General features: G+C 62.6%; 24 protein-coding genes and 2 tRNA genes. 12 read left to right on the top strand and 14 right to left on the bottom strand.

What is annotated here, in order from left to right; all coding sequences use genetic code 11:
• Positions 1 to 2: 2 nt before the first annotated feature.
• On the top strand, positions 3 to 1,352 hold the full coding sequence (gene accC / locus RAM60_RS03555; RefSeq protein WP_369025537.1) for an acetyl-CoA carboxylase biotin carboxylase subunit: 1,350 nt from the start codon (positions 3 to 5) through the stop codon (positions 1,350 to 1,352).
• A gap of 34 nt (positions 1,353 to 1,386) precedes the next feature.
• Here accC and RAM60_RS03550 read toward each other — a convergent pair whose 3' ends face one another.
• Together RAM60_RS03550 and RAM60_RS03545 are read right to left on the bottom strand one after the other, a co-directional pair.
• A complete protein-coding gene (locus RAM60_RS03550; protein WP_369025538.1) occupies positions 1,387 to 1,821 on the bottom strand; it encodes a GFA family protein in 435 nt (144 codons plus the stop codon).
• An 8-nt stretch (positions 1,822 to 1,829) separates the two neighbouring features.
• Positions 1,830 to 2,294 (bottom strand): Lrp/AsnC family transcriptional regulator, encoded by a 465-nt coding sequence (locus RAM60_RS03545; protein ID WP_200984161.1) that lies wholly within the window; start codon positions 2,292 to 2,294, stop codon positions 1,830 to 1,832.
• A gap of 229 nt (positions 2,295 to 2,523) precedes the next feature.
• On the opposite strand from RAM60_RS03545, the gene RAM60_RS03540 reads away from it, so the two are divergent.
• The 4 genes from RAM60_RS03540 (at position 2,524) to RAM60_RS03525 (ending at position 5,574) form a co-directional block, all read left to right on the top strand.
• Positions 2,524 to 4,299, top strand: a complete 1,776-nt coding sequence (locus tag RAM60_RS03540) for a sensor histidine kinase (protein ID WP_369025539.1) — start codon at positions 2,524 to 2,526, stop codon at positions 4,297 to 4,299.
• Between the two features lie 36 nt (positions 4,300 to 4,335).
• Positions 4,336 to 5,337 carry a polysaccharide deacetylase family protein gene (locus RAM60_RS03535; protein ID WP_369026147.1) on the top strand — a complete coding sequence of 334 codons (1,002 nt, stop codon included), beginning with the start codon at positions 4,336 to 4,338 and terminating at the stop codon, positions 5,335 to 5,337.
• A gap of 57 nt (positions 5,338 to 5,394) precedes the next feature.
• Positions 5,395 to 5,471: transfer RNA gene (locus RAM60_RS03530), tRNA-Ile, on the top strand.
• Positions 5,472 to 5,497: 26 nt separating this feature from the next.
• A tRNA-Pro gene (locus tag RAM60_RS03525) sits at positions 5,498 to 5,574 on the top strand.
• 24 nt (positions 5,575 to 5,598) lie between these two features.
• Here the strand turns inward: RAM60_RS03525 and RAM60_RS03520 are convergent.
• The 3 genes from RAM60_RS03520 to RAM60_RS03510 are packed head-to-tail and all read right to left on the bottom strand — an operon-like array spanning position 5,599 to position 8,196.
• Positions 5,599 to 5,742 (bottom strand): DUF2474 domain-containing protein, encoded by a 144-nt coding sequence (locus tag RAM60_RS03520; RefSeq protein WP_369025540.1) that lies wholly within the window; start codon positions 5,740 to 5,742, stop codon positions 5,599 to 5,601.
• On the bottom strand, positions 5,742 to 6,749 hold the full coding sequence (gene cydB / locus RAM60_RS03515) for a cytochrome d ubiquinol oxidase subunit II (protein ID WP_369025541.1): 1,008 nt from the start codon (positions 6,747 to 6,749) through the stop codon (positions 5,742 to 5,744). Before cydB ends, RAM60_RS03520 begins: the two co-directional genes overlap by 1 nt.
• Complete coding sequence (locus RAM60_RS03510; protein ID WP_369025542.1) at positions 6,739 to 8,196, bottom strand: cytochrome ubiquinol oxidase subunit I; 1,458 nt, start codon at positions 8,194 to 8,196, stop codon at positions 6,739 to 6,741. Before RAM60_RS03510 ends, cydB begins: the two co-directional genes overlap by 11 nt.
• Before the next feature lie 177 nt (positions 8,197 to 8,373).
• Here RAM60_RS03510 and RAM60_RS03505 point away from each other — a divergent pair, with 177 nt between their 5' ends.
• Both RAM60_RS03505 and RAM60_RS03500 read left to right on the top strand, forming a co-directional pair.
• The gene (locus RAM60_RS03505; RefSeq protein WP_369025543.1) at positions 8,374 to 8,682 is read left to right on the top strand and encodes an ArsR/SmtB family transcription factor; all 309 of its coding nucleotides are present in this window, start codon (positions 8,374 to 8,376) and stop codon (positions 8,680 to 8,682) included.
• Between the two features lie 61 nt (positions 8,683 to 8,743).
• Positions 8,744 to 10,069: an MATE family efflux transporter gene (locus RAM60_RS03500; protein ID WP_369025544.1), complete on the top strand. Its 1,326-nt coding sequence runs from the start codon at positions 8,744 to 8,746 to the stop codon at positions 10,067 to 10,069.
• Here RAM60_RS03500 and RAM60_RS03495 read toward each other — a convergent pair.
• From RAM60_RS03495 to RAM60_RS03485, 3 genes are all read right to left on the bottom strand, one after another.
• Positions 10,066 to 11,268 carry a GGDEF domain-containing protein gene (locus RAM60_RS03495; protein WP_369025545.1) on the bottom strand — a complete coding sequence of 401 codons (1,203 nt, stop codon included), beginning with the start codon at positions 11,266 to 11,268 and terminating at the stop codon, positions 10,066 to 10,068. The genes RAM60_RS03500 and RAM60_RS03495 overlap by 4 nt on opposite strands.
• Positions 11,269 to 11,341: 73 nt before the next feature.
• Entirely contained in the window at positions 11,342 to 12,721 is a 1,380-nt protein-coding gene (locus tag RAM60_RS03490; protein ID WP_369025546.1) for a M20/M25/M40 family metallo-hydrolase, read from the bottom strand.
• Between the two features lie 48 nt (positions 12,722 to 12,769).
• On the bottom strand, positions 12,770 to 13,966 hold the full coding sequence (locus tag RAM60_RS03485) for a glycosyltransferase (RefSeq protein WP_369025547.1): 1,197 nt from the start codon (positions 13,964 to 13,966) through the stop codon (positions 12,770 to 12,772).
• Between the two features lie 138 nt (positions 13,967 to 14,104).
• On the opposite strand from RAM60_RS03485, the gene ettA reads away from it, so the two are divergent.
• The gene (gene ettA, locus RAM60_RS03480; RefSeq protein ID WP_369025548.1) at positions 14,105 to 15,778 is read left to right on the top strand and encodes an energy-dependent translational throttle protein EttA; all 1,674 of its coding nucleotides are present in this window, start codon (positions 14,105 to 14,107) and stop codon (positions 15,776 to 15,778) included.
• A gap of 50 nt (positions 15,779 to 15,828) precedes the next feature.
• Positions 15,829 to 17,637 carry a sensor domain-containing diguanylate cyclase gene (locus tag RAM60_RS03475; RefSeq protein ID WP_369025549.1) on the top strand — a complete coding sequence of 603 codons (1,809 nt, stop codon included), beginning with the start codon at positions 15,829 to 15,831 and terminating at the stop codon, positions 17,635 to 17,637.
• On the opposite strand, the gene RAM60_RS03470 is transcribed toward RAM60_RS03475, so the two are convergent.
• The gene (locus tag RAM60_RS03470; protein ID WP_510640179.1) at positions 17,627 to 18,196 is read right to left on the bottom strand and encodes a flavin-binding protein; all 570 of its coding nucleotides are present in this window, start codon (positions 18,194 to 18,196) and stop codon (positions 17,627 to 17,629) included. The two genes, RAM60_RS03475 and RAM60_RS03470, sit on opposite strands and share 11 nt — an antisense overlap.
• Before the next feature lie 189 nt (positions 18,197 to 18,385).
• On the opposite strand from RAM60_RS03470, the gene RAM60_RS03465 reads away from it, so the two are divergent.
• Positions 18,386 to 19,357, top strand: coding sequence for an RcnB family protein (locus RAM60_RS03465; protein ID WP_369025551.1), 972 nt, complete (start codon positions 18,386 to 18,388; stop codon positions 19,355 to 19,357).
• Positions 19,358 to 19,440: 83 nt separating this feature from the next.
• Here RAM60_RS03465 and RAM60_RS03460 read toward each other — a convergent pair whose 3' ends face one another.
• A complete protein-coding gene (locus RAM60_RS03460; protein ID WP_369025552.1) occupies positions 19,441 to 19,995 on the bottom strand; it encodes a cytochrome b in 555 nt (184 codons plus the stop codon).
• 100 nt (positions 19,996 to 20,095) lie between these two features.
• On the opposite strand from RAM60_RS03460, the gene RAM60_RS03455 reads away from it, so the two are divergent.
• On the top strand, positions 20,096 to 20,764 hold the full coding sequence (locus RAM60_RS03455) for a prolyl hydroxylase family protein (RefSeq protein ID WP_369025553.1): 669 nt from the start codon (positions 20,096 to 20,098) through the stop codon (positions 20,762 to 20,764).
• Positions 20,765 to 20,768: 4 nt separating this feature from the next.
• Here the strand turns inward: RAM60_RS03455 and RAM60_RS03450 are convergent, their stop codons facing one another.
• From RAM60_RS03450 to RAM60_RS03440, 3 genes are all read right to left on the bottom strand, one after another.
• On the bottom strand, positions 20,769 to 22,394 hold the full coding sequence (locus tag RAM60_RS03450; protein ID WP_369025554.1) for a lysine--tRNA ligase: 1,626 nt from the start codon (positions 22,392 to 22,394) through the stop codon (positions 20,769 to 20,771).
• Positions 22,395 to 22,741: 347 nt separating this feature from the next.
• Positions 22,742 to 23,617 (bottom strand): SDR family NAD(P)-dependent oxidoreductase, encoded by an 876-nt coding sequence (locus RAM60_RS03445; RefSeq protein WP_369025555.1) that lies wholly within the window; start codon positions 23,615 to 23,617, stop codon positions 22,742 to 22,744.
• 18 nt (positions 23,618 to 23,635) lie between these two features.
• Positions 23,636 to 24,085, bottom strand: coding sequence for an Lrp/AsnC family transcriptional regulator (locus RAM60_RS03440; RefSeq protein WP_369025556.1), 450 nt, complete (start codon positions 24,083 to 24,085; stop codon positions 23,636 to 23,638).
• Positions 24,086 to 24,202: 117 nt separating this feature from the next.
• Here RAM60_RS03440 and RAM60_RS03435 point away from each other — a divergent pair, with 117 nt between their 5' ends.
• On the top strand, positions 24,203 to 25,411 hold the full coding sequence (locus RAM60_RS03435) for a methionine gamma-lyase (RefSeq protein WP_369025557.1): 1,209 nt from the start codon (positions 24,203 to 24,205) through the stop codon (positions 25,409 to 25,411).
• 73 nt (positions 25,412 to 25,484) lie between these two features.
• Here the strand turns inward: RAM60_RS03435 and RAM60_RS03430 are convergent, their stop codons facing one another.
• Positions 25,485 to 26,423, bottom strand: coding sequence for a hypothetical protein (locus RAM60_RS03430; protein ID WP_369025558.1), 939 nt, complete (start codon positions 26,421 to 26,423; stop codon positions 25,485 to 25,487).
• Between the last annotated feature and the right edge of the window lie 183 nt (positions 26,424 to 26,606).

Raw genomic sequence — 26,606 nt, 5'->3', positions numbered from 1 at the left:
CCATGGGTATTTCGCGCATACTGATCGCCAACCGCGGCGAAATCGCGCTGCGCATCCATCGCGCGGCGCATGAAATGGGTATCGAGACGGTCGCGGTCCACTCCACCGCCGACGCCGATGCCATGCATGTCCGCCTGGCCGACCACGCGGTGTGCATCGGTCCGCCGAGTGCGACCGACAGCTACCTCAACATCGCCAACATCATCTCGGCCGCCGAGATCGCGCATGCCGATGCGATCCACCCAGGTTATGGCTTCCTGTCCGAGAACGCCAAGTTCGCCGAGATCGTCGAGGCGCATGACCTCAAATGGATCGGCCCCAAGCCCGAACACATCCGCACCATGGGCGACAAGGTCGAGGCGAAGCGCACCGCGGGCGCACTCGGCCTGCCGCTGGTGCCCGGCTCCGACGGTGCCGTCTCCGACATCGACGAGGCGCGCGAGATCGCAGCCGAGATCGGCTACCCGGTCATCATCAAGGCGGCGAGCGGCGGCGGCGGCCGCGGCATGAAGGTGTGCGAGAGCGAGGACCAGCTCGAGACGCTGATGCAGCAGGCCGGCAGCGAGGCGAAGGCCGCATTCGGCGACGCGACCGTCTATATCGAGAAATATCTCGGTAATCCGCGCCACATCGAATTCCAGGTCTTCGGCGATGGTAATGGCAACGCCATCCATCTCGGCGAGCGCGACTGCTCTCTCCAGCGCCGCCACCAGAAGGTTCTCGAGGAGGCACCCAGCCCCGTCCTTTCGGTCGAGGACCGTATGCGGATGGGCGAAATCTGCGCCAAGGCGATGCGCGACATGGCCTATCGCGGCGCGGGCACGATCGAGTTCCTGTGGGAAGACGGCGAGTTCTACTTCATCGAGATGAACACCCGCCTGCAGGTCGAACATCCGGTGACCGAAGCGATCACCGGCCTCGACCTCGTCCGCGAACAAATCCGTATCGCCGATGGCCAGCCGCTTTCGGTCACGCAGGACGAAATCGAGTTCAAGGGCCACGCCATCGAGTGCCGCATCAATGCGGAAGACCCCTGGACCTTCGCGCCCTCGCCCGGCCTCGTCAGCTATTTCCATGCCGCCGGCGGCATGCATGTGCGGGTCGATAGCGGGCTTTATGCGGGCTACAGGATCCCCCCCTATTACGACAGCATGATCGCCAAGCTGATCGTCTATGGCCGCACCCGCAACGGTTGCATGATGCGCCTCAAGCGTGCGCTCGAGGAAATGGTCGTCGAAGGGGTAAAAACCAACATCCCGCTTCACCAGGCACTGCTCCAGCAGCCCGACGTGCAGACCGGCGACTATTCGATCAAGTGGCTCGAGGAATGGCTCAAGGAGCGCGAAGACTGAGTTCTCGCGCTTTGTTTCCTAGCGGCCACACAAGCTAATCCTGAAAGAAGCCCGCGGCCCTCGCCTCGGCGATGACTTCTGCGCCTGTCTGGCGGGGATGGTTGCCGGCGAGACGACACCAGTCAGCTGCCTCGTCGGTGAATATCTCCTTCTCCACCGCGAACCGTCTTGAGCCGTCAAACAGACCGGCTGAGAAGCTGCGGTTGCCGGTAGGCAGGAAACGAAACCACAGGTTGCTGCCGCAAGTCCGGCAGAACGCGCGTTCGGCCCATTCGCTGGAGCGGTAGACTTCGGCGTGCTCCTCGCCGCGCACGGTCATCTGCTTTCCGGTCTGCGCACTGTAGAATGCTCCACCCCAGCGGCGGCACATGCTGCACTGACAGATTTCGACCTCTGCGCTGGGGCCCTCGATCACGATGCAGACCGCGCCGCATAGGCAGTGGCCTTCGATCGTATCGGGCGCTGCCATCCTGCAAATCAGCCCAGCGGAACGCCCGGCTCGTGCTTGCTGGTGCGGATCGTCAGCGAGGTCTTGACGCTCGCTACATTGGGCGCGGGCGTGAGCTTGCTGGTGAGGAATTCCTGGAAGCCCTGCAGGTCGCGGGCGACAATCTTGAGGATGAAATCGATCTCGCCATTGAGCATGTGCACTTCGCGCACTTCGGGCAGTTCCTTCATCGCCGCTTCGAATTCGCGCAGCGCGTCCTCGGCCTGGCTCTTGAGGCTGACCATGGCAAAGACGGTGATCGAAAAGCCCAACTTCCCGGGTTCGAGATCGGCATGATAGCCCTTGATGACCCCCTCTTCCTCGAGCGCCCGGACGCGACGCAGGCAAGGTGGCGCGGTCAGGCCGACGCGATGGGCCAGCTCGACGTTGGTGATGCGCCCCTCGGCCTGCAGCTCGGAGAGGAGCTTGCGGTCGATTTCGTCGAGATTGGCCATAACTTCATCTGCCCCTGAATCTTGAGCTGCCATGCGGTCGCGCGAGTCAGCATACGAAATGTTGACAACGCATATGCGACTTATTGGCTAACATTATTATCTTTGCCAGCAATTGTCCCGCTTTGCAACGCGCAGGCAACTTCTCGTTCAGTGTAATTTTTTCACAGATAGAAACCCTCGCGCTGCCATGGTTTACGGCCCGCAAACCGTCTAACCGACCGGAGAACCGATGCATTTCGACGACCGCCTTGCCACTGTGCTGCGCAACCGCGCCACGGGCGAGCGCGCCGGAAAGACGCAATTCCGGCAACTTATCGACCTGTTGGGGGAGCGCCCGCAGGCCGGCGACCCCGCGCTGAAGGCCGCCGCCTATTTGCGACTCATCGCCTTGGCCGAGATGATTCCCGTCCCCGAGCGCGCCAAGATCGTCGGTGAGACCGGCTGGCGGTTCCGCAATCCGGAGCTGGTTCGCTGGTTCGGGGAGGCGCACCCGTCGATCGCGGCTGCGGCGCTGTATCGTGCCGAACTCAGCGGCGCTGAGTGGGAAGAGCTGATACCGCGCCTGCCGATCCGCGCCCGCGGCTTCCTGCGCCATCGCCGCGATCTTCCCATGGAAGCGGTTCGTGTGCTCGACCAGCTGGGCGTGCAAGACCGCGCGCTTCCCCTGCCCGACATGGTGCAGATGCTGGTCGACGATCCGGACGAGGTTGCGGCGCCCGAAATTCCCGAAGCACCCGAGCCGCTGATCCTTTCCCCTGCAAACGACATCGAAGTCGCAAGTGAGGAAGAACCGGAATCCCAAGCGGGGTTGGAACCCGCGCAGGAGCCGGAACCAGCTGCAAAAATGCCCGATGGCGAAGGCATCCGTGCGCTGGTCGAGCGGATCGAGACCTTCAAGCGCAACCGCGCCGAAGCAACGGCGAATGATGCGCCTTCGCTGCCCATGGCCGGGCTGGACGCGGCGCCTGTACGCAAGCGGATCGATGCTTTTATCTTCGGCACCGATTCCGAAGGACGGATCGACTGGGCCGAAGGCGACGTCGCCGCAATGGTCATCGGGACCACGCTCACCGCACGACATGATGCCGATGCGCGCGAGGATGATTTCGCTTCAGCGCTGCTTCACCGTCGGCCCCTTCGAGGGGCTCGCTTCACCCTGAGGGGCGGTCCTGCCATTTCCGGCGACTGGATCGTCGATGCCACCCCGCGGTTTACCCGCGGGGACGGCCGGTTCTTCGGCTACGCCGGCCGCTTCCGGCGCTCGGCTGGCATGGCAGAGGCAGACCGCAATGCCGGGGCAGACCGCTTGCGCCAGCTGCTCCACGAACTGCGCACGCCGGTCAATGCCATGCAGGGTTATGCCGAGGTCATCCAACAGCAGGTTTTCGGCCCGACCCCGCACGAATACCGCGCACTTGCGGCCTCGATCGCCGGGGACAGCGCCCGCATCCTGGCCGGGTTCGACGAACTCGATCGCCTAGCCAAGCTGGAGACGGGTGCCCTCGATCTCGAGGCAGGGGCCAGCGACTTCGCAGGGATCGTGCGCACGCAGGTCAAGCAACTCCAATCCGTGCTCAGCCCGCGCGTCGCGCGCTTCGATACGACCGTGCATGAGGTTGCCGCTCTCCTTCCGCTGGCTCAGCAGGAGGCCGAGATGCTCGCGTGGCGCGTACTGGCGACATTGGCCGGTGCCACCGGTGCAGGCGAGGCGATCAAGCTCGACCTCAAGACCGAGGGGGACGAAGTTTCGCTGCGGGCACAATTGCCGGCATCGCTCGCCGCGACCGAGGAGCTTTTCTCGTCGGAAGCCCGGTCGGCATCAAGCACGCTGAGTTCGGGCATATTCGGTGCCGGCTTCTCGCTGCGGCTGGCCCGTGCCGAGGCGCGCTCTGCCGGCGGTGAACTCGTTCGCGACGACAAGTGGTTGATCCTGTCGCTCCCGCTCTTGACCCCCGAGGATGCCCTGCCTAGCCCCAACGACATCAATGGTCGCGCCGCGGGATAATCCGCCACCGAATTCACTTCCGCTGGGGCTTTGACGATCACCAATGCCAACCTTCTGGACCCGCCGCGCAGGCAGCAGGCGGCAAGATTTGCCGAAGGCTTCGGGCCGCGCGCGCTGCTGACGGTCGACACGGAAGAAGAGTTCGACTGGAAGGGCGATTTTTCCCGCGACGGTTACGGGCTCGACAGCATCCGCCGCATCGCAAAGCTGCAGCAATTCTGCGAGGGAATCGGTGTGTCGCCCGTCTATCTCGTGGACTGGCCGGTCGCCAATTCGCCGGTGGCACAAGAAGTCATCGGTTCCGCAGTTGCAGCCGGGAAAGCAGAGATCGGCATCCAGCTGCATCCCTGGGTCAACCCGCCTTTCGATGAAGAGGTCGATCGCCACAACAGCTTCGCCGGGAACCTGCCGCACGCGCTCGAACGCGAGAAGTTCACCCTCCTGCGCGACCTTATCGAAGAGAAGTTCGCAACTCCCCCCCGGATCTACCGCGCTGGTCGATACGGCATCGGCAGGGAAACCGCCCGCATGCTGGCCGACACGGGTGTCGCAATCGACACCTCGGTGCGCGCCTGCTTCGACTACAGCGCCGAAGGTGGTCCGGACTACAGCGCCCATCCGGTCGCTCCCTATTGGGCCGATGGCGAGCGCAAGCTGCTCGAGCTGCCCCTGACCACCGTCTACTGGGGCATGCTCCGCCGCCAGGGAGAGACGCTCTATCCATTGACCAAGCGCTTTCCGCGCGCGGCAGGGGTGCTCTCACGCCTCGGCCTGCTTGAACGCATCGCGCTCACGCCCGAAGGCGTTTCGAGCGAAGAAGCGCTGCGCGGGATCGACATTGCGCTGGACGATGGCCTGCCACTGCTGGTGCTCAGCTTCCACAGCCCCTCGCTTGTTCCCGGTTACACACCATATGTTCGCGACGAGGACGATCTCGACCGGTTCTACGAATGGCTGCGGTCGGTATACGGCTATTTCGACTTGCGCGGAGTGCGGCCGACAACCGTTGCGGAAATCATGGACGCAGTCGACGTCTAGCGACTTGCCAGTGCAACTGCGCGCGGCTAGGCGCTCTGCTCCGCATGCGGCGCATGGGGGCCTGTAGCTCAGTTGGTTAGAGCTGGCCGCTCATAACGGCTAGGTCGCGGGTTCGAGTCCTGCCGGGCCCACCAGTCGCAGCGCGGTGTTGAAACAGTGTCGGGGAGTAGCGCAGTCCGGTAGCGCGCCTGCTTTGGGAGCAGGATGTCGCAGGTTCGAATCCTGTCTCCCCGACCATTTCATTTCCCTGTGACGACGGCTTCAGGAAAGCCACAGCCTCAGCAAGTACGCGACTGCTCCCAGCAGGGTGACACTTGCCAGCCAGATTGCCGCCATCCAGCCGAGGCGGCGCCAGAGTGGTTGCCCTTCGGCCTTCTCGGCACCATCCAGGGGCACGAGCCGCATCAGTGGTACCCTTCCGTCCCAACCTTGCCGCGAAAGACCCAATAGGCCCAGCCGGTGTAGGCGAGGATCACGGGCATGATGAAGGCAGTGCCCCAGAGCATGAAGACCTGGCTGCGTTCAGGTGCAGCGGCGTCCCAGATGGTCACCTGGTCGGGCACAACATAAGGCCACATCGATACGCCCAACCCCGCCATTCCGAGCAGGAACAGGCCGAGGGCGAGCAGGAACGGGCGATAGGTCCGCCGCTTCGCCAGCGCACGCAGCAAGGCGAACGCGATGATCCCCGTCAGCAGCGGGACCTGGGCGGCGAACAGCACATTGGGCATGGTGAACCAGCGTTCGAAGTACTGCGCATCGAGGAACGGCGTGTAGAGGCTCACCGCGACAAGAAGCCCCAAAGTGGCAAAGAATGTCACCTTGGCGAGGCGATAGGCATGATCGAGACAGCGTCCCTCCACTTTCACAATGAGCCACGTCGCGCCAAGCAGCGCGTAGCCTGCGGTAACACCCAGTCCGGTCAGCAGCGTATAGGGCGTCAGCCAGTCAAACCAGCTACCCGCATATGCGCGGTCGACCACTTCGATCCCCTGCAACAACGCGCCCAGCACCATTCCCTGAGACATCGCGGCAACGATGGAACCGACGGTGAAGGCGAAGTCCCAGAACGCCCTGTGTCCCGGGTCGCGCCAGCGGAATTCGAAGGCTACTCCGCGAAACACGAGCCCCAACAACATGGCGATAATGAGCGGATAGGTCGCCGGCAGCACGATACCGTAGGCCATCGGGAATGCAGCAAGGAGCCCCCCTCCTCCCAACACCAGCCAAGTCTCGTTCCCGTCCCACACGGGCGCGATCGAGTTCATCGCCTGGTCGCGCTCCTCCCCCACATCGAAGAAGGGGAAGAGGATGCCGATGCCGAGGTCGAAACCGTCCATGATGACATAGGCGAAAACCGCGAAGGCGATGATGAAAGCCCAGACGGTGGTAAGGTCGATATCAACGCCCATCGGTCGCCTCCTCGGCGCTGTCGGGCAGGACATCGGGATCCTCGCCGGGATTCTGCGTTGGCCCGGGCGTGATACCGGCGGTGCGGATCGGCCCCTTCTCGGTGCGCTTGACGCCCTTCTCGCCAGCATGTGGCGCGCCGCTCATGAGGCGCAGGATGTACCAGGTGCCGACACCGAAGACCGCGAAATAGACCAGCACGAAGGCCAGAAGCGACATTGCCACCGCAGGCGCGTCGAGCGGACTGGCGCTCTCGGCGGTGCGGAGCAGGCCATAGACCGTGAAGGGCTGGCGCCCGACCTCGGTGGTAATCCAGCCCGCGATCACTGCGACGAAGCCGGCAGGGCCCATTGCCACCGCCGCACGGTGCAGCGGCCTCCAGTCGTATAGCTTGCCCCGCATCCGGGCGAGCAGGCTCCATGCGCCGATGCCGAGCATGGCGAAGCCGATCCCGACCATGACGCGGAACGCCCAGAACACCGGGAAGACAGGCGGCTGGTCTGCGTCGGGCACAGTGTCGAGGCCCTCAAGCGGAGCATCGGGTTCATGCTTCAGGATCAGGCTGGAGAGCTTGGGAATGCCAACCGCGTAATCGAGCCGCTGTTCCTTGTCGTTCGGTATACCGAACAGGTAGAGCGGAGCGCCGTCTGGATGGCTCTGGTAATGCCCCTCCATCGCCATGACCTTGACCGGCTGGTGCTCGAGCGTGTTGAGTCCATGCATGTCGCCTGCGAAAATCTGCACCGGGGCGACCAGTGCCGCCATCCACATCGCCATCGAGAACATCTTGCGCGCGTGGGCGTTCGTGCGGTCTTTCAGGAGATGCCAAGCGCCAACGCCTCCCACGACGAACGCGGTTGTGAGGTATGCCGCAATCACCGTGTGAACGAGACGATAGGGGAAGCTGGGATTGAAGATGATGTTCAGCCAGCTTTCGCCCGGCAAGAATTGCCCGTTGGCACCAAGCTCGTAACCGGTCGGCGTCTGCATCCAGCTGTTCACGCTCAGGATCCAGAAGGCCGACACGAACGTGCCCAGCGCAACCATAAGTGTGGCGGTGAAATGCAACCCGCGCCCGACCTTGTTCATGCCGAAGAGCATGACGCCGAGGAACCCTGCCTCGAGGAAGAATGCCGTCAGCACCTCGTAGGCCATCAGCGGCCCGATGACCGGCCCGGCCTTGTCCGAGAACACCGACCAGTTGGTCCCGAACTGGTAGCTCATCACGATGCCGCTCACGACGCCCATGGCAAAGGCGATGGCGAAGATCTTCAGCCAGTACTTGAACAGGTCGCGATAAAGATCCTGACCGGTCTTCAGCCACATGCCTTCGAGCACCGCGAGATAACTCGCCAGCCCGATCGAGAATGCCGGGAAAATGAAGTGGAAGCTCACCGTGAAGGCGAACTGGATTCGGGCGAGCAGCAGCGCGTCGAACTGATCCAACATGGCGCCCCCTTACATCATCGCGCGTCCGGCGACATTGCTAGTCTTGCACGTCAAATGCAACTTCTTGCAATTTTACCCAAAGTGTAATTCAGTTTTGCGTAATATGATAAGTATCATATGATTACGCTGCCGGTGCTGGCTTGGCGTGCGAGTCCGCTCCGGGGGAGAGAGCCGGTCATGAGCCAAGCAAAACTGGGCGAGCGCTGCCCTTCGATCGATGCATTGAAGGCACTTGCGCATCCTTCGCGCCTCCAGATCCTCTGCACACTGGGATCGAACCGCCTGTCGGTCGGGGAGATCGAAGCGGCCACAGGCATTACCCAACCTGCATTGTCGCAACAGCTGCGCGTCCTTCGTGATGCGGACCTCGTCGAAGCCGAGCGGGAAGCGAAGCAGGTGTTCTACTGCGTCCATCGTGAGCGCCTGGAAGATGTCGTCGACCGGATAGGCAACATCATTCCCGTCGCCCGGGCGAAGGCCGCCTGAGCGACCCTCACCGGACCATTCGACACTTGCCCTGACCGGCTTGAGCCCGCACACGCACTGCGTGAACTCGAGACGCGCGAACCCGGCACCGATTATCGACACCCGCGTGATCTGGGCCATCGCGCTCCCCGCAATGATCACCAATGTTGCGACCGCGCTGATCGGCGTCGGGGACATGTGGATCGTCGGCCAGCTCGGTGATGCAGCGACCCAGGGTGCGGTCGATGTCGGGGCCAAGCTTTTCGCAGTCCTCTTCACCGTGATGAACTTCCTCAAGACCGGGACTACCGGCCTGGTCGCACAAGCGGGCACGCGCTTGGGCCAGCGGGAGCAGGCAGCAGTCCTTTTGCGCGGCCTGGTGGTCGGGTTTGCCATCGCAATCATGTTGCTGATCGCGAAGCCGGTGCTGCTGCCCCTGATGCTCAAGACTCTTGGAGCCGACGGAGATGTGGCCATCGCGGCCCGGACATATGCCGATATCCGCTACTGGAGCGCCCCCGCGGTCATGGCGAATTTTGCTTTCGTCGGCTTTCTGGTCGGTCGTCGGCGCATGCGCGAAGTCCTGGTCATCGAAATTGCCTACAATGCGCTGAATGTTGCGCTTGGCCTGTGGCTCGCGCTCGGGCTCGACTGGGGCATTGCGGGCATTGGCTGGTCGAGCTTCATCGCAGAATTCGCGAAGCTTGGTGCCTGCGCCTTCCTCGTGAGCCGTAGCGATGCCGCGGACCTGCGTGAAGCTAGCGCCGATCGCGCGCACTTGTCGCTGGCGGCGCTGCGCCCGTTTCTCTCGGTCAATCGGGATCTCTTCCTGAGAACGGTGGTGCTGATGGTAGCGCTTGCCGCCCTCACCCGACTTGGGGCCGAAAGGGGGCCGGTCGTGCTCGCCGCCAACGGCATCATCTACCAGCTCTTCGTCCTTTCCGCGCTTCTCCTCGACGGCTTCGAGAATGCTGCGCAGGTCCTCAACGGCGAACGCATGGGGGCCGAGGATCGGGAAGGATTCATCGCTTACGTCAGAGCGATCCTGTGGCGCGGCTTCGCAGTCGCCGGCCTGCTTGCGATCTTGTTCGCTGTTGCCGGTCGCACAATAATCGAAAGCTTCGCCGCGACAGGAGCTGTAGCGCACGAAGCATCTGCCATGTTGCCTTGGCTGATTGCGATTCCTTTCGCAGGCATTGCAGGCTTCGTATTCGACGGGGTCTTCGTCGGCGCCAGCTGGACCCGCGCGCTACTGGTCAGCATGGCAGGTGCCGCAGCAGGCTATGTAGTCCTGCTTTGGCTAACCTGGCCGCTTGGCAATGACGGACTCTGGCTGTCCTTCGTCGCGTTTCTGGTATTGAGGGCCGGCCTGCAAATGGCCCAGATGCCAAGGTTGCTGCGAGGCTAGGCCGAGGCCGTGCGGACCTCACGATCCAGCGGCAGTCGGGAAAGATTGTTCTCACGCTCAGGCAGGCAAATGCGGTCGCGACCGCTCTCCTTGGCGCGGTACAGCTCGGCATCGGCCCGCGCGAACAACTTGCCATAGCCTTCGCCCTCGCGTCGCGATGCGACGCCAAAGCTTGCGGTCAGGCGATTGTCGTCCGGCATTCCGGGAATCCGGGTATCTGCGAACCGTCGACGAATGCGATCGGCCATGGTCTTGGCGCTTGCCGCATCACAGTTCCACGCGATGATGCAGAATTCCTCACCCCCGATGCGTCCGGCGATGTCGCTGTGACGGATCATGCCGTCGACCACCGAACCGAAAATGGCGATCGCCTTGTCGCCGACCTGGTGGCCATAGACGTCGTTGACGCTCTTGAAATGGTCGATGTCGGCGACGACGATCGCTATCGGGACGCCCTCCTGCTTGGCACGCTCTATGGTTGAGAGCGCGTCCTGCTCGAATGCGCGGCGCGAACGCAAGCCGGTCAGCACATCGCGCTGGGCTCGCTCGCGCTCGCCCTGGATCAGGTCCCACGCACATGCCCAGATCAGGCATACGGCCGTCGCCAGCGATTGGATGGTCACTGCGACGCTAAGCACCGAATAGTAGATGGATTCCCGATAATCGCTGGCAGCCGAGCCCCCCGCGATCAGCAGGGTCAACGCGGGCCGGATGAAGAACTGCGCTGCGGAAATCGCGAACAGGACTGTCACGAGTTTGTCGAGTGCTGAACGGCGCGGAGCCTGCAGCAGCGCCATCGTGCCGATTGTGAACATCACTCCATATCCGGTGTTCACGATATAGAGCCGGGGGCCCGTCTCATCGGACATTCCGACGGCAACCGCGAGCGTCAACGCTGTCAGCACATAAACGAGACCCAGTACCGGCAATGATACGTGCTGGTTCACACGCCTTGTCGCGCCCCAGATCACGCACACGCTGCCTGCGGTGTAGAACAGCTGGGTAAGGTGAAAGACGTAGAATGCGCCTGTATCGGGGAGAAGGTGCGTCGCGACGAACCCGAGACCGAAAAACAGGTAGGCTCCGGCAAAGGCGAGGACATAGGCCCCCATCTTGCCCCGCCGCCAAAGCAGCAGGAACACGCTGAAGAAGATCAGCGCCATCAACGGCGTGATCAGCCCAAGTATCTGTTCGCGCATGGATTACAAGGCCCGTCCCATACGGATTGGCCTAGCGGCGAATAGTTAATTGCGCGTCAACCGTGCACCTGTCCTATTCGGCCAGTTTTATCCCGTCCGCCCTGTTGGCCAGGGTACCGACAACCGCAGTCCAGACAGCGACATTCTGGCGAAGCTGCACCGGATCGACCTTGTCCAGCGTATCGTCGGGAGTGTGGTGCAGGTCGAAATAGCGCGTTCCGTCCTGCTGCAGGTCGACCAGCGCCCCCTTCTGCTCGCGCACCACATTGAGATCAGCTCCACCCCCTGCCTGCTGCATGGACGGGGCGACACCGAAAGGCGCTACTGCCGCAGAAAGCTGCGTGTACAAGTCGGCGTCAGTCTTCGTGAAATTGCTGTCGATCCGCCAGATGCGATCAGCACCGAAGTCGCTTTCAATCCCGACCAAGAAGGGCTCATCCTTATGCGCAGCGGCATAAGCCTTGGAGCCCCACAGCCCGGTCTCCTCGGCCCCTGCAAAGAGCACGCGAATAGTTCGCAGCGGCTTGCCGTGTGCAGCGACCTGCTTGGCGGCGGCAGCGATGATGGCGCAGCCTGCACCATCATCGATAGTCCCGGTGCCGAGATCCCAGCTGTCGAGATGACAGGCCAACAGTACAGGTGGCAGCGAAGGGTCGCGTCCGACGATCTCGCCTGTCACATTCCCACTCTTCGTCGTCCCAAGGTCGCGCGGTGTGAGGACGAGCTTCATCCGCACGCTCCTGGGCTGGCGTGCGAAGATGCGTTCGAGGTTGTCGGCATCGGGATTGGACAATGCACCGGCCGGTGTCGCGGCGACCCCTTCCGGAAAGGTCGTGCCGCCGGTGTGGGGCGTGCGGTGGTTCTCGGTCCCGATCGAGCGGATTACCGTGGCGACCGCGCCCTTGCTGGCGGCGAGGCCTGCACCGGTCCAGCGTGCGGGTCCGGCGAAGCCATAGCCAGAGCCGTCCTGCGTCGGGCGCATGTCATGGCTGATGAATGCGATCTTCCCGTTCAGGCTGCCCGGTTCCGCCGCTTGAAGGTGCGCGTAGGTCGGGAAATAGACCACCTCGGCCTCGATGCCGTCGGGTCCGGTGGAGGCACTCGTCCCGAGTGCGGTAATGCGCATCGGCTGGGCATAGGGGGCGGTGACCTCCGCCTTTTCCTCTCCGCGTACCCAGGTCTGCATGTCGTACGGCTCTTCGATCACATTAGCGAAGCCGTTGCGCTTGAGCCACTGGACCGCCCAGCTACGGCCCCTTACCTCGGCCTCGGTCCCAGCCATGCGCGGTCCGACCTCTGTCGTGATCCCCTCGAGAAAATCCCAGGCAGTCTTGTCCTCTTCGAGGGCCTTCTGCGCCTGGTCGCCGAACGTCCATTTGGGCGGCGAGGTCGCGTTCGAGGGAGCGGCGATGGCGAGCGAGAGCGCGGCGAGCGCGAATGGCGACCTTGTCATGGCGGGCTTGCTATTGCGCGCACCTTGCCCTGTCCAGCGATCAGTCGCTCAACCGCCTTCGCATTCCTGCCAAAAGCGTTCGATGTCCGCTGCAGGGCCGTTTTCCGGGTCCACGAGCATCTCGACCGCATCGGCAAATCGCGCCGCGTCGGCGAGCCATGTGTGTTCCGATGCGGCGCGGCTGAGTTCAACCCAGTTGGCCTCGCTTGAAGCTGTTGCTGCCATGGCCCGAGCGATACTTTCGGGCGAGGCCGGTTCGACGACATGCCCGCTCACCCCGCTCCGGACCAGCGCGTCACGCGCGCCTACGTTGGCCGAAGTTATCGAGGGGATGCCCAGGGCCACGGCCTCGTTCACGACATTGCCCCATTGTTCTTCGGTGGAGACGAGGCACAGCGCGAGAGCGCGGCTGAGGTGCGCCGACACGCCTGCACTGTCGGTCGCTCCGGCAAAGGTGACGCAATTCGCAATCCCGAGGGTTTCCGCAAGTGTTTCAAGTTCCCCGCGAAGGGGACCGTCGCCGACAAGCAGGAGCCTTCGCGCGCCCTTCCCCGCTGCCGCTGCATATCGGCGATATCCTTCCAGCAACGTCGGCAGGTTCTTCTTCCCGACCAGCCGCCCGACATAGGTGAAAGGGCGATCTGCCCACGCGACGGGTTCGAAGGGGGCTTGCTGCCTAATGCGTTCCACCGAAAGCGTGTTGTAACCCGGCAGGATATCCGCTTCGTCGAAACCGAGGAACATCAGGTAGTCGCGCTGGCGCGGACCGGCGACGATTGCCGAGGAATAACCCTGGAGGAGCTTCGACTTCACCTGTTCGCGTACGAGGTTGCGCGGCTTGTCGTCGAACTTGGAGCACGACATCGCCACCATCTTGCGCCCCTTCGTCCGCCTGCGCCATGACAGGGCAACTATGTCCACGTCGCTCCACGGGATGCCCGAGAGCACCCATTCGCAATGCCGGAGCTTCTCCGCATAGGCGGTCAGCCGTTCGAGCCTTCCGATGTCCTCGTATTTCCGGCCCGGAAACAACGAGAGGTAGTCAGCCTCGCAAGTCTCGCGTTTGGGCTCCCACGAATAGGTATCTTCGCCGCTTGCACACTCGACGCCAAGCACTCTCGCCCTGCCCTTGAGCCGTGCGGCTGCCGCTTCGATCCGGTCGATGTGATAGGGCGCGAAGTGGGTGAACAGTATCGCGACCGTGGGAAGCGTTCCCGCCACAACTTCGAACTCGACCTCTTCCATTGGGCGGGGGGCTAGGGGAAAGAAGATGCGAAGCCAATCCCGAGCTTGCCCCTTTGCCCCGGCGTCATTATCTGGCGCCCCATACCTGCCGGGCATGTTCCGCCCGCTCATCCCATTCTGTTTCGAAGGATCCGCCTGATGGCCGCCCAATATGCCTATGTCATGAAGGACATGACCAAGACCTTCCCCGGCGCCCAGAAGCCGGTGCTGTCGAATATCAACCTGCAGTTCTACCAGGGCGCCAAGATCGGCATCGTCGGCCCCAACGGTGCGGGCAAGTCGACGCTGATCAAGATCATGGCGGGGATCGACAAGGACTTCACCGGCGAAGCCTGGCCGGGTGAGAACATCACCGTCGGCTATCTCGAGCAGGAACCCGAGCTTGATCCGACCAAGACCGTCCTCGAGAATGTCCGCGAAGGCGCCAAGGAAACCGCCGACCTCGTCGCTCGCTTCAACGAAGTCAGCGCTCTGATGTGCGAGCCCGATGCCGATTTCGACGCGCTGGGCGCGGAAATGGGCGAGCTGCAGGACAAGATCGATGCGGTCGACGGCTGGACGCTCGACAACCAGCTCGAGGTCGCGATGGAAGCGCTGCGCTGCCCTCCCGGCGACTGGCCGGTCAAGGACTTGTCGGGTGGTGAAAAGCGCCGCGTCGCGCTGACCCGCCTGCTGATCCAGAAGCCCAGCATCCTGCTGCTCGACGAACCGACCAACCACCTCGACGCCGAAAGCGTCCAGTGGCTCGAAAACCACCTCAAGGAATACGCGGGTGCGGTGCTGATGATCACCCACGACCGCTACTTCCTCGACAACGTCGTCGGCTGGATCCTCGAACTCGACCGCGGGTCGTACTATCCATACGAAGGCAATTACTCGACCTACCTTGAGAAGAAGGCGAAGCGCCTCGAGCAGGAAAGCCGCGAGGAATCGGGCAAGCAGAAGGCCCTTCAGCGTGAGCTCGAGTGGATCCGCCAGACCCCGGCCGCACGGCAGACCAAGTCCAAAGCGCGTATCCGCAAGTTCGAGGAACTGCAGAACAGCCAAGACAACCGGCAGGTCGGCAAGGCCCAGATCGTCATTCAGGTGCCCGAGCGTCTTGGCGGCAAGGTCATCGAGGCCAAGGGCATTTCCAAGGCCTATGGCGACAAGCTGCTGTTCGAAGACCTGTCGTTCACCCTTCCCCCGGGCGGTATTGTCGGCGTGATCGGTCCGAACGGCGCGGGCAAGTCGACGCTGTTCAAGATTCTTACGGGCAAGGAAACACCCGACAGCGGCACGATCGAGATCGGCTCGACCGTGCGCCTCGGCTATGTCGACCAGAGCCGTGACCATCTCGACCCCAAGCACAACGTGTGGGAAGAGATTTCGGATGGCCTCGACTACATGAAAGTCAATGGCCAGGACATGAGCACGCGCGCCTATGTCGGCGCGTTCAACTTCAAGGGCGCGGACCAGCAGAAGAACGTCGGCAAGCTGTCGGGTGGTGAGCGCAACCGCGTTCACATGGCCAAGATGCTCAAGGCCGGCGGTAACGTCCTGCTGCTGGACGAGCCGACCAACGACCTCGACGTCGAAACCCTTGCAGCACTGGAAGATGCGATCGAGAACTTCGCCGGCTGCGCCGTGGTCATCAGCCACGACCGCTTCTTCCTCGACCGCCTGGCGACGCACATCCTGGCATTCGAAGGCAACAGCCATGTCGAATGGTTCGAAGGAAACTTCGAAGCCTATGAAGAGGACAAGAGACGCCGCCTCGGTGACGCTGCCGATCGTCCGACCCGCCTCGCCTACAAGAAGCTAACGCGTTAATTGCCCCGACAATATTCCCGGTCTAAGGCGCGTCCCAAGGGGGACATGCCTTGGACCGTGGGATTGCAGGTAGAAGCGAAAACATAGTCTGGCCTGTCGCGTACAGTCTGGCGTGGCTGGGATGCGCCATGGTCGCGCTCGACCTGACGCAAGGCGAAGATGGCATTGCCGCCGTATGGCCCTCGAGCGGCATTTTCGTCGCCTCGCTCATGCACCTGGGACGACAGGGCCGCATCTCGACCACTGCGGGCGTCGCTCTTGCCAGCCTGCTCGCCAATTACCTCGGCGGTGTGCCGATCCTCGCCTGTGTCGGCTACACTATCGCCAATCTCGCGGAGGGTTGGTCGGTCTTCTTCCTAATGGGAGGGGAAAAGAGTCGCGGCGAACTACTGGCAAAGCCGCTCAACCTGATCAGGTTCGCCGCTTCGGCCATCGTTATAAGCTGCCTGAGCGCGCTCGTCGCAGGGCTACTGTCTACCAATCTCGACCTCCGGTTCCTGAGTTCGTGGGCGAGCACAGTGGGCCTGGGCATGCTGATCGTCGCGCCATTCATCCTGTTCCTTGTCCAGCATGACAATGGCTATCTGCGCCTTAACAGCCTGCGTGCATTCTGGGTCTTGCTGCTTGTCGCCCTGACCAGTTTCGTCGCCTTCGGCCAAGCAGAGATACCCCTGCTCTTCCTGCCCCTTATTGCCATTTCCATCGCAACGGCCGTCCTCGGGATCAGTGGCACATCGCTCGCGCTGATGGTCGTGGCCGTCATCGGGTCGGTACTCACGATCTACAATGCGGGGCCTGTGAGCGGCTATTTCCCCACACAGCACCAGCAGGTGCTCTACATGCAGGTCTACATCCTCGGCCTGCTGATTTCGGCACTCCCCATCGGTCTGCTCCTCGCGCAGCGTCAGCGTGACTTGCTTGAGCTGGAGTCGAGCAATCGCTTCCTGACCGCCGCGGAGAAGGCCGCGCGGGTCGGCCATTGGCGCTATTCGCCGAGCGAGGGGCGCGTGTATCTTTCGGGCGAAGCTCGGCGGTTGTTCGGCAAGGAAGCCGAGCCGCGATCAATCGCGGATATTGCCGCGCTCTTCCATGCTGACGACCAGGCCCGGGTTGCAGGGATACTGCACCAGTCGCTGCAGACTGGAGTACCTTTCGTGTTCGAAGCACGTGTTCCGGGCGTCCAGGGTCAGGTCTTCGATACCGAGTGCCGCGGCGAACTTGGAACGCAGGCACGCGCGGAAGACTATGCCATCTTCGGGACCATCATGGATATCAGCGAGCGCGCGAGAACCATCCGCGAGCTTGCCCTTGCCCGCAGCAGGGCCGAGCGCGAGGCCAAGGAGGTCAAGCTCCTGGCCGAGACCGACCACCTCACCGGCATCGCCAACCGTCGCAAGATCATTTCGGACCTCGGCGATGCCGTGCGCGATGCAGCCAGGCACGATGAACTCCTTACCGTCGCAATGATCGACGTCGATCATTTCAAGGCCATCAATGACAGTTTCGGCCACGAAGCAGGCGACCGTATCCTCCAGGAAATGGGCAATTTGCTGACCGAACGGTTTGGTGGTCTGGGTACGGTCGGTCGGTTCGGTGGTGAAGAATTCCTGGTGGTCGCTCGGGGCGTTGCTGCAAGTGACCTCCAGCCCCGCTGTGCGGACTTGTGCTCGCATGTCGAGACCCGCGCATGGTCGGTCGATGGCCTGGACAGGGTAACTATCAGCGCGGGAATTGCCGAATTGGGCTTGGGTGCAAGTGAAGCCGACCTGCTCAAGGCCGCAGACAACGCACTTTATTTTGCCAAGCGTGGCGGACGTAACCGAACAGTGGTCTTCGACCGGAACCACGTCACGGCGTAATCCAGCGTGCCGATTCGCGCGCGATTAGGGCGCGGCGGTGTCCCGTGTGAGCGAGGGAGAACCAGTCGAATTCGTTGATTTCCACCAGCAGCACGGCAAAATTCTCCCTTGCCGGCGCGAGTTCGTCGTAACCCGGTTCCGCCCCCTCGATTTGCGGTGGCAGTCCACTGGTCGGGCTGTCGGCCAGTTCACCCGGCCCTGCCCCGAGGTAGCACCTGCGGGCAAAGCGCGTGCTGCTCTCCCACGCCGCATCGACCAGAAGTCCGTTCAGGACCACGCGACCTATTCCTCGTGCCCTGACCTGGAGATTCGCTTCGCGGTCGTAGACGGTGACACCTACCCGACTGTCGCGTGCGATGGTGTCTACCTTGGGAGCACGCGCGTCGGTGTGAAAGCGCATGGTCCAGTTGGCTTCATCGAAGGACCTCAATACCATCACGCGAGCATCCGCATCGGCAGTGGCCACCACAGGCGTGTGGAAAGCCGATCGGCGGTCATGCGCAGACTGCGCAAACCTGCGCGCAACATCTTCGCGGATTGCGTCCAGACTATCTAGCACGCCATTCCCTTGCGCTACTCCCGACTGTTTTCCAATGACGAAGTTGTTAATATCGAAGTGCTCGAACATGAACAGAAGGGTGACAGAGCGGTTCAGTTTCACGTCAGGACGTTGTGATACACAGTGACACATCGACAATGCGCCGCGGTGGTGGAGCGGCACTGGACGAGAGAAAAAAGGACACGCTCCATGACTTTGACCAATCTGTTGAAGGGTAGTGCTCTGGGGGCTCTCGCAGCCGCCACCGCGCTTACCGCCCTTCCCACCGAGGCCCAGGCAGCCTCGGCCAGCAATGAACCTCGCGCCGAGCGCAACCGCGATGGCGGGGACCGCGGCAAGCGTGCCGAGCGCATGCAGCAGCGCGTCGAACGCGCCGAACAGCGCCAGGAATACCGCAAGGAAGCACCTCGCACCGAACAGCGCAGGCAGGCTCCTGCTGCGGTGGTCCAGCAGCCGAACCGTGGCGACGAACGACGTGGCAGCGACTGGAATCGTTCGGATCGTCGCTCGGACGTGGCCGTGGAACGTAGCGGCCGCGACTGGAATCGCTCCGATCGCCGATCAGGCGACCGGGTGATCGAGCGCCGCGCAGAAGACCGCCGTGATGACCGTCGTGTCGAAGATCGCCGTGGGCGCGACATGGGAGTATTCGGATCGACCGAAGGCCGCAATCGCGACTACCGGGACGGTCGCCGCGACTCGACCTATCGCGACGGGCGTCGGGACGGCTATCGCGATGGCAGTCGTGATGCTTACCGTGACGGTCGACGCGACGGATACCGCGATGGACGACGCGACGACAGCCGTCGCGCCCGTTATCACGATGGACGGCGCTGGCATGACTATGATCGCTGGGACCGCCGGGTATGGCGCGATAACCACCGCTACGACTGGTACAGCTATCGCAGCCACAACCGCAGCATCTTCCGCTTGGGCACCTACTACGCGCCCTACCGGGACTATCGTTATCGCCGCCTGAGCATCGGTTTCTATCTTGGAGACGTGTTCTTCGGCAGCCGTTACTGGATCAACGATCCCTGGCGCTATCGCTTGCCGGATGTCTACGGTCCCTACCGCTGGGTCCGTTACTATGACGATGTCCTGCTGGTCGACATCTACAGCGGCGAAGTGGTCGACGTGATCTACGACTTCTTCTGGTAAGCCTTAACGTCCACCGGCTTGAGAGTGGTCCGGTAGGCGAAAGAGAACCCCCGCCGAGCGATCGGCGGGGGTTTTTGCATGTATCAGCCCGGCACCTTGCCGAAGGGCAACATGCGGAAGATGCCCCCGTTCTTGTCGAAGAAGGTATGCTTCAGCGCACCAAGGATATGCAGCGCGATCAGGTAGATGAAGATCGACCCGCCGGTTGCGTGCGCTTCGAAGATCGTGTGGCTCAATTCCTTGTTTTCGCCCACCGGCAACGTCGGGATGGTGAACATGCCGAAGAAATCGATCGGGCGAGCACCAAAGGATGTGGCCAGCCAGCCGCCGATGGGAAGTCCGATCAGCAGCACGTAGAAGATGATGTGCACTGCTCGCGCCAGCTTGGCTTCCCATGGTTTCAGGTCTGCCGGAAGGGGGGGAACTGGGTGCGTCCAGCGCCACAGGAGTCGACCGACCGTCAGGACCAGGATCAGCATACCCCACGCCTTGTGGTAACCGTAAACTGCCATCTGGTCCGCGCCCTTGAGGTGGTGCGCCGTCTCGGCAATCCGCCAGTTCATGATGACAAGGATGGCGATGAGCCAGTGAAAGATCATCGCGCCGATCGAATAGCGGCGCGCAGCAGTGGTGTTCATGTCTCACTCCCCGAAGTTCGTCTGCACAAACTAGCGCTTACTCGCCGTCCGGCAAGCGATATGCTTGATGCGCCAGCGTGGCTTGCTAACACACGACCCCATGACCAAGACTGCCATCATCCCCGACCAGGGTGCCCTGAAGCGGGTCGGCGCACAGGTACGCAAGCGCCTCGAAGCCGATCCCAATGCCTACAAGATCCCCACCGACAAGGCAGAAATCTTCGCCGTGGGCGACTTTCTCACCGCCGAGGAGTGCCAGCGGCTGATCCGCATGATCGACCAGGTCGCCCAGCCGAGCCAGCTTCACGAGACGGCCTATATCGCCAAGTTCCGCACTTCGTATTCGGGGAACTTCAATCCGCACGATCCCTTCGTGAAAATGATCTCCCGGCGGATTGACGACCTGCTCGACATGAATCCGATCTGCGGCGAGAACATCCAGGGCCAGCGATACTTGCCGGGTCAGGAATTCAAGCCGCACAACGACTGGTTCTATACCGACCAGGAGTACTGGAAGCAGGAACGCAAGCGTGGCGGGCAGCGCTGCTGGACCGCGATGGCCTTCCTCAACGAGGTCGAAGAAGGCGGGCACACCCACTTCGTCGAAGTCGGGGTATCCATCGAGCCCAAGCCGGGGGTCCTGCTCGTGTGGAACAATGCCACGCCCGAGGGCGTGCCCAACGAGGATACGCTCCACGCCGGTACGCCGGTCGACAAGGGCGTGAAGTACGTGCTGACCAAATGGTACCGCACGCGAAAGCACACCTGAGGCGTCAGCCCCGCGCGAGCGCCTCGGCGATCAGCTTGCGGCTGTTCGCGATCCCGTAGAGCGCGATGAAGCTGCCCATGCGCGGCCCCTGGTCGCTGCCGAGCAGCGTCTGGTAGAGCGCCTTGAACCAGTCGCGCAGGTTCTCGAAGCCATACTCCTCGCGCTTGCCGATCTCGTACACCTCGGTCTGCAAGTCCTCGGCACTCGCATCCGCCGGAGCGGCGGCGAGATACGCATCGAGCGCCTGCAAGGCCGCCGCCTCGTTGGCAGTCGGCGCCCGCTTGGACAGCGTCGGCGCGATGTAGTCGCGGGTGTAGGCAACCGCAGTACCGATCAGCACCTCTAGCTCGGGCGTAACCTTGCCCGCACCGATGTAGGTCTCGAGGTATTCGCGCAGGTTCTCTTCGGTCGCCTCGGTCCCCAGCACGCTCGCAAGGTTGAGCAGCAGGCCATAGGTCACCGGCAGGCTGTCACCCGCGCCCGAAGCTTCCTCAGCTTCGTAGCCGCCATTGGCGCGCAACAGGTGCCACGCCGGATTGCCCAGCTGCTTGTCTAGCTCCTGCGTCGGCAGCGCCGAACGGAACTGCCAGTAATCATCGACCGCGCGCGGGATGACCCCGACGTGGAGCTGCTTGGCGCTCTTGGGATTGGGGAAGATGTAGAGGCCTAGGCTCTCTTCCGAACCATAGGTCAGCCATTCCTCGATCGTCAGGCCGTTGCCCTTGGACTTGGAGATCTTCTCGCCCTTCTCGTCGAGGAAGAGCTCGTAGATCAGCCCTTCGGGCTTCCGGCCGCCGAGCACCTGAACGATCTTGCCCGACTGGGTGACGCTGTCGGTCAGGTCCTTGCCGCACATCTCGTAATCGACGCCGAGCGCATACCAGCGCATCGCCCAGTCGACCTTCCATTGCAGCTTGCTCTGCCCGCCGAGCGCAGACTGTTCGACCACGCTGCCGTCCTCGTCGGTAAAGCGGACGATACCCGCTTCGGCGTCGACGACCTCGACCGGGACCTGCAGCACGACGCCCGTGGTGGGGCTGACCGGCAGGATCGGCGAATAGGTCTGGCGGCGCTCCTCGCGCAGCGTCGGAAGCATGATGTCGAGGATCGCCTGGTTCTTGCGCAGTACCTGGCGCAGCGCTTCGTCGAAGGCGCCCGAATTGTACTCGTCGCTCGAGGACACGAACTCGTATTCGAAGCCGAACCGGTCGAGGAAGGCACGAAGCATCGCATTGTTGTGATGCGCGAAGCTCTCGTGAGTGCCGAAAGGGTCGGGAATACGCGTCAGCGGCTTGCCGAGATTGGCGGCGAGCACGGCCTTGTTCTCGATATTGTCGGGCACCTTGCGCAGCCCGTCCATGTCGTCGCTGAAGGCGACGAGGCGCGTCTTGCCGTCTTCCGGCTTCGCCCCGATCAGCGCCTCGAACGCGCGGCGAACCAGCGTGGTGCGCAGCACCTCCTGAAACGTGCCGATATGCGGCAGGCCAGAGGGACCGTATCCCGTTTCGAACAGGACCGGCGATCCGTCCGGCTTCGTGCCGTCGGGATAGCGCTTGAGCAGCTTCTGCGCCTCCTGGAACGGCCAGGCCTTGGACACGCGTGCGGCGGCGATCAGATCGGTCATGCTCATGGCCAACGCCTTTGCCGCTGCGTCCGCATTTCGCAAGTGCGAAGTGTTGGATGAATGTTGGAGCGAGCGGGAGCGAACCTCACAGGATGGAACACATGGAACACGGTCCTGGGAAAGATAGGCCCGGTTGTCACTCTGACGGCGAAAGTGTCACCCTTGCGGGGTGAAGTGTGACTTTCGGCTCGCGAGAAGGCCGATGCCGTGAGAAGTGATCGAGTTCCCATAGCACACTCGGTATCGCGAGCATGTCGAGTAGGACAGAGATCGTTGGCCTACCATCATGGCAGGACGAGGCGGAGCTTTGTCTGAAAGCGGTCCGTCGGCTAACGACAACAAAGCGGAACAGATTATTGAGCTGTATAACCGCCGTCCACGACCAAAACGGTCCCTGTGATGTAGCTGGCTGCGGCCGAAGCAAGGAACACAAACGGCGCTGCAATCTCGTCTACCGTCGCTCGACGGCCCAGCGGCGTAAACGTACGAATGCGCTTGTCACTCTCGGGGTCAGAATGAACTTCGACACCGCTCATTACATTGTCGACGTAGCCCGGAGCTACCGCATTCACCCGGATACCATATTTCGCCCACTCGACCGCAAGGCCGCGAACAAGCTGATCTATCCCGCCCTTACTTGCGCCATACGGGGCCAATCCCGCCACACCAGCGCGAGCAATTATGGAGGACGTTAGGATGACGCTACCCTGCTGTTTCTCCTCGATCCATCTCCTAGCTGCTGCTTGCGCAGGCAGAAAAGCACCCCGCAGGTTAACCGAAAGGATGCGATCCCACTCACTTGGCTGGTAGTCGACGGCTGGTTTGATGATGTCGATGCCAGCATTGCACACAACTGTATCCAACCGCCCGAAGTGTTCATAGGAGAGTTCAATCAGCCGATGTGCTGCTTCAGGTTGGCTGATATCGCCTGCCGACCCTGACACACGGTCAGCATCAAACTCGCTGGCAAGCTGCTGGATCGTGGTTTCTGTTTCGGCCTTATCGATCCCACCGATGACAACATATCCACCAGCCCAAAGGATGTGACGTGCGATGGCCAAGCCAATGCCCCGGCTCGCTCCAGTCACCACGGCCGCTGTTCCTGAAAGGTCAAAAGGGTTCGCCAAAGCGTCGCTCCTGAGGTTGCGATGTTCAGACAAACTATGGCTGAGCGAATGTCCGCCTTCCACCCCATATTTGCCCTTCGCGTTTACCTCGTGTGCTGCCAATAGCCGCCAACGAGACACTCAGGGCAATTCCACCGTGTCCTTCACCGTACCGTAAACGAAACTCGTATTGATCGTCGCGATGCCCGGCGTGTCGTGCAACGTGCCGCGCATGAAATCCTCGTAGGCGTCTAGGCCTGCGACCACGATCTGGAGCAGGTAGTCCGAGCTTCCCGTCATCAGATGGCAGGTGAGGATCTGTGGCGTCTCGCGGACCCGCGCCTCAAAGGCGGCGACCACCTCGCGGTCATGCCGGGCGAGCGTGACCTGAACGAAGGCGGTCACAGGATAACCGGCAGCCTCGCGGTCGACGATGGCGACGTAGCGGTCGATCACGCCCGATTGCTCGAGATTGCGCACCCGCCTGAGGCATGGTGAAGGCGAGAGGTTCACCCGCTCCGACAATTCCGCATTCGTCAGGCGCCCGTCGCGCTGGAGTTCACGAAGTATCTGGCGATCTTTTGCGTCCATTGACACCTTCGTTGGCATATCATGCTAATCTGAAGAACAATCGTGGCATAGATAGGAGAGAAATGCCAGGGTCACGACGCTATGATGGTGCCGAAACAACAAACAAGGGCACAAACGATGAGTCGCAAGCAGCTTTCAGGCTTCACCAGCCGCGCCATTCACCACGGGTACGACCCGGCGGAGAACATGGGTGCGCTGACCCCGCCCATGCACATGGCATCGACCTTCGCCTTCGAAAGCGCGGAACAGGGCGGCGCGATCTTTGCCGGTGAACAGGCGGGCTACTTCTACAGCCGCATCTCCAACCCAACGCTGGACCTGCTCGAACAACGCATCGCCACGCTCGAGGGTGCCGAGGCGGGTGTTGCCACCGCTAGCGGCATGGGGGCGATCACCGCAGTGATGTGGACGCTGCTCGCCGCCGGTGACGAGATCGTGACCGACAGGACGCTCTATGGCTGCACCTTCGCCTTCTTCCGCCACGGCCTCGCCAAGTTCGGGATCAAGGTCACCCATGTGGACCTGACCGATCCCCCAGCCCTCGAAGCCGCGATGAGCGATCGGGTGAAACTCGTCTATTTCGAAACGCCCGCGAACCCGAACATGCGCTTGGTCGACATCGCCGCGATCAGCACGGTAGCGCACACTCACGGTGCGCAGGTCGTGGTCGACAACACCTATGCGACACCCGCCCTGACGCGCCCGATCGAACTTGGCGCGGATGTGGTCGTGCATTCGGCCACCAAGTACCTCGGCGGCCATGGCGATCTGGTTGGCGGCCTCGTCGCGGGCAGTGCCGAGACGATGCAGCGGGTCCGGCTGGAGGGCCTCAAGGACATGACCGGCGCTGTGATGAGCCCCTTCACCGCCACCCTCATCATGCGGGGCCTCAAGACACTTGCGCTGCGGATGGAGCGGCACAGCACCACCGCGGCCGACGTCGCGCGCTGGCTGGAGGCCCAGCCGCAGGTTGCGGCGGTCCACTACCCCGGCCTCGAAAGCTTCGCCCAGCACGAACTCGCCAGCCGCCAGATGGCGCTGCCCGGCGGGATGATCGCCTTCGACCTTGCCGGCGGCTACGAGCAGGGCATTCGCTTCATGAACCGGCTCGGCATGATCATGCGCGCCGTGTCACTCGGCGATGCCGAAACCCTGATCCAGCATCCGGCATCGATGACCCACTCGACCTACACGCCCGAAGAACGCGCGGCGCACGGGATCGGCGAAGGATTGCTGCGATTGTCGGTTGGGCTGGAAGACAGCGACGATATCCTTGCGGACCTTGCCCAAGCGCTTGCCGCTTCGGACCTCGCCATCGCCGCCTGACACGCAATAGGGGTGCCCGACCCGAAGGCGGACACCCCTACCGCTGCGACGCCAGCTGAGGATTGGGAGGGGATCAGGCGGTCGCAGGTCGCCAGCCACGGAGCTCCGGCCAGACATTGGTGTACTGGCTGAGGTCGATGCCCGGCTTGCGATCGGTAAAGCGGGTACCGATCGACTGGAGGATCAGTCGCGCACGCTTCGCCCGTGCCTTGTGCGACTGGAAGGGATTGGCGCGGTCCGGCTTGGCCGCGATCATGCGACGCAGCAGGTTGTCACGCTCACGTTCGGTCTGCGGGGCTACCGGCGGGATCTCGACCGCAGCGCCGTTGCTCGAGGCAATCGGAGCGGTGGGTTCGAGAGCCGGCGTGGCGACGACGGGAGCGGCGTCGTAGGCAGTCACGGCCGGTTCGCGGCCAAAGGTGTCTACCGGACGCGTAACAACAGGCTGCTCGATCACCGGCACATCGATCACACGGCGACGGAGCGAACGCACCAGGAAGAACGCGGCGAGGCCTACGCCGCCCGCAGCGAGGAGAGCGAACAGCAGCGCAGCGCTCGATCCGTCCTTCACGGGTTCGGGAATGGGTTCAAGTTCAGCCTGTGCTGCAGCGATCTCCGCAGCATTGGCTGCCGGCAGGATATCGGAAGTCGGCACTGCGACCGCCTCCGTCGGCGTTACGGCTGCGGCAGCAGACGGCGCGGCGGAACTCACAGCGGTGCGGGCGGCTGGCGCGGACGTTGCCCGACGCTGGCTCGCGGTCGACGCTGCAGGCTCGGAAACCGGCGTGCCCGTGCGGGCAACCGGCTCGCTAGCCGGTTCTGCGACAGTCGTCGCAGTCGCGGTGGGCACCGCTTCGGGAATGGCAATAACCGGCGCAGGCGAACTTGCTGGAGTCGGGACATCGAGGACGATGACCGGGGTCTCCTGGGCAAGCGTGGGAGTGGCGGAAAGCGCGGCCATGGCGGCAATCGCGATGGGGGCGCTGGCGAGCAGATGGCGGGTCTTGGTCATGCCGATAAAACCGGCAGGATTTGGCCACAGTTCCTGTAATCTCCCGTTCAGGAACGGACAACGCGCTGTTTTCAAACGATCTGCATGGTTAATTTCGGGGCGGCGTGAAGACCGCTTGCGACGAACCGTTGGCAGGTTTTGAACCTATCCCTTCCCTGTGTTTACTTTTCGTTCCACACTAAG

Source organism: Qipengyuania sp. RANM35 (assembly GCF_041021145.2).
GTDB lineage: Bacteria > Pseudomonadota > Alphaproteobacteria > Sphingomonadales > Sphingomonadaceae > Qipengyuania > Qipengyuania soli.
This window is presented reverse-complemented; position numbering and strand designations above follow the sequence as displayed.